We start from the raw sequence: 2,777 nt of genomic DNA, 5'->3' as shown, positions 1-2,777 counted from the left end.
GTCGTGGTCGGGGGTGCGGTGGTGGTCGTCTCGACGGGCAGCGACGTCTCAGCCTGATCGGAGCCGGACCGGACAGCCTCGTCCCGGTCGCGGGCCGAGCAGGCCCCGAGCACCAGCGCCAGCGCCGAGGCGATGGCCACGAGGTCGGCTGCTGCGATGGCCGTCTGCCGCCGGGAACGCCACATGAGCGCGCCAGGGTACGCGGTGAGCTATCCAGTAGGTATGGCACGACCCGAGACCAACCGCCAGCTGGTCCTGCGACGCCGGCCTGAGGGCCTCGTCTCCGAGGATGACGTGGAGCTGGTCGAGGCTCCGCCACCGGCGCTCGACGACGGCGAAGCCCTGATGCGCACGGTGTACCTGTCGATGGACGCCACAGTGCGGACCTGGATGAGCCGGGCCGAGGGCTACCTCCCCCCGGTGGAGCTCGGGGAGGTGGTGCGCTGCAGCGGGATCGGGCAGATCGTCGAGTCCCGCTGCGATGCCTTCGAGGTGGGCGACATCGTGTACTCGATGCCGGGCTGGCAGGAGTACGGCATCTGCCGCGACGACGTGTTCACCACTCGCCTCGAGCCAGGCACACCGCTGCTGCCCATGATGAGCGTCTTCGGGGCCACCGGGGCGGCGGCGTACTTCGGGCTGCTCGACATCGGGCAGCCCAAGGAGGGCGAGACCGTGGTGGTATCGGCCGCCGCCGGGGCCACCGGGTCGCTCGCGGGCCAGATCGCCAAGATCAAAGGCTGCCGGGTCGTGGGCATCGCAGGATCAGACGACAAGTGCGCCTGGGTGGTCGATGAACTGGGCTTCGACGCGTGCATCAACCACCGCACGCAGGACGTGCCCGCCCGGCTGCGCGAGACCTGCCCCGATCGGGTCGACGTGTACTTCGACAACGTCGGCGGGGCGGTTCTCGACGCGGTGCTCGGCGCGCTCAACATGCACGGCCGGGTGGTGCTGTGCGGGGCGATCGCGGTCTACAACGAGCAGGGCAAGCCGCCCGGGCCGTCGAACTACCTGAACCTGATCTCGCGCCGAGGGCGGATGGAAGGGTTCATCACCCTCGACCACTGGGACCGGTTCCCCGAGTGTTTCAACCAGCTGCGGGCATGGGCCGAGGCCGGCCTGCTGCGCTGGCGGGAGCACATCGTGGACGGTCTGGAGGAGGCACCGAACGCTCTCAACATGCTGTTCACGGGCGAGAACATCGGCAAGGTGGTGGTCAAGGTCGGCCCCGAGCCCTGATCGGCGCCCCGAGGGGGCACCGGCGGGTAGCGTCGTCGGCCGATGAGCGAGGGCACCGGCCAACCGCCACCCACACCACCCGACGACGCATCGGCCGCCTACCGCGAGCTGCTCGGGCTGTTGGCCGGCCTCGAGGCCAGCTTCGATCGCCCGGGTCGGGGATGGGACGACGAGATCACCCGCGCCGAGGGCTACGTCCATGTGCTCGACCTGCTGGCCACCGGACTCGAGTTCTTCCTCCACGGCGACGCCGACCGGCCGGCGTTCATCCGCATGATCACCCCCACCCGCAAGTTCGGTGGCGACAACACCGACTCGCTCTACCACCTGGCGCTGCTGGACCCGGCCCGCAGCTACCGCATCACCGGCCGGCGAGGCGACGAGTGCTACCTCGGGTTCTGCGTCTACGGCGGCCGAGCCGACGGCAGCCCGGCCGAGCGGGTGGTCGGGAACCTCAACCACACCGCCTTCGCCCCCGGGCCCGACGACCGCTTCGAGCTGATCCTGAGCGCCCGCCCCGAGCTGGAGCCGGCGATCGAGCTCGCTCCCGACACGATCTCGGTCATCGCCCGCCAGTACTTCTTCGACCCCGCCACCGAGCGACCGGCGTCGTTCACCATCGAGGCCATCGACGACCGTGGTGCACCGGCACCGGTGGCTCCCCCGCCACCGCTGTCGTTCGCCGCCGTTGCTGACCGACTACGGGCGGTGACCAACCACGTCCGGGGCTGGACCGGGCTGGCACCCCTCCCCGCCCCCGACTCACCGGACGCCTTCAACACGATCTGCGAGCCGCACCAGGCCGCGGGGCCGTGGTCCACGCCGGACAACCTCCACGCCTACGGCTTCTACCGGCTGGAGCCGGGACAGGTCCTCGAGCTGCGGGGCCGGTCGCCGGAGTCGGTGTGGTGGGGGGTGCAGGTGTGGAACCCGTACATGCAGTCCTACGACGCCCGCTACCACCGGGTCTCGCTCAACGCCCGCCAGATCACCCTCGAGCCCGACGGGTCGTGGCGGATCCTCATCGGGCCCGACGATCCCGGCGAGCCGAACTGGGTCGACACCGCCGGCCACCTCACCGGCTTCGTCTACTTCCGCTGGCAGTTGGCGGACGGCTCGCCCTCACCCGTCTCGGCCGTGGTGCGCCACGCGGGCTGAGCCCCGCGGTCCGACGGTGCCCGGCCGGCTCAGCCCAGCTCGACGGTGGCCAGCGCGGCGTTGACCTCCGGCACGAGCACCGATCGCAGCGCGTAGCTGCCGATCGCCACGTACAGGCAGAACGCCCGCCCGGCGTGGGTGAAGAACCGCTGGCAGCCCGCCTGCCCGCTGATGGTGCGCTGCATCTGACGGGGGTCGAAGTCGGACTCCCGCAGCGGCCAGGGGATGCCCGAGTGCCGGAACAGCGCGCTCGACGCTTCGGCGGGATCGTGCTCGAGCAACGAGATGAAGATCCCGCCCCGACCCATCAGCTCAACCGCCCCTCCGCCGTAGTCGCCGCGCACCGGGGGCAGGGGGAAGTTCGCCAGGTGCAGGAT

Annotated in this window: 4 protein-coding genes; 2 read left to right on the top strand and 2 right to left on the bottom strand. The window is 70.9% G+C overall.

What is annotated here, in order from left to right:
- Positions 1–185, bottom strand: a 185-nt coding sequence (locus V7004_RS15620) for a hypothetical protein (RefSeq protein ID WP_334145172.1), incomplete at its 3' end; no start/stop codon positions are given.
- A 37-nt stretch (positions 186–222) separates the two neighbouring features.
- Between V7004_RS15620 and V7004_RS15615 the strand changes: the two genes are divergently transcribed.
- Both V7004_RS15615 and V7004_RS15610 read left to right on the top strand, forming a co-directional pair.
- Positions 223–1,242 carry an NADP-dependent oxidoreductase gene (locus V7004_RS15615; protein WP_334145170.1) on the top strand — a complete coding sequence of 340 codons (1,020 nt, stop codon included), beginning with the start codon at positions 223–225 and terminating at the stop codon, positions 1,240–1,242.
- Positions 1,243–1,284: 42 nt separating this feature from the next.
- A complete protein-coding gene (locus V7004_RS15610) occupies positions 1,285–2,400 on the top strand; it encodes a DUF1214 domain-containing protein (protein ID WP_334145168.1) in 1,116 nt (371 codons plus the stop codon).
- Between the two features lie 29 nt (positions 2,401–2,429).
- Here the strand turns inward: V7004_RS15610 and V7004_RS15605 are convergent.
- Positions 2,430–2,777, bottom strand: a 348-nt coding sequence (locus V7004_RS15605; RefSeq protein ID WP_334145166.1) for a hypothetical protein, incomplete at its 5' end; no start/stop codon positions are given.

Origin of the sequence: Rhabdothermincola sp. (genome assembly GCF_036846205.1) — a bacterium.
GTDB lineage: Bacteria > Actinomycetota > Acidimicrobiia > Acidimicrobiales > Acidimicrobilacustridaceae > Rhabdothermincola.
Note: the sequence above shows the minus strand (reverse complement) of the source record. Positions and strands in the feature narration are given on the sequence as shown.

Bases quoted from the DNA above. Each gene is read 5' to 3' on its own strand.
- V7004_RS15615 (WP_334145170.1), top strand. From the start codon at position 223: ATGGCACGACCCGAGACCAACCGCCAGCTGGTCCTGCGACGCCGGCCT.
- V7004_RS15610 (WP_334145168.1), top strand. From the start codon at position 1,285: ATGAGCGAGGGCACCGGCCAACCGCCACCCACACCACCCGACGACGCA.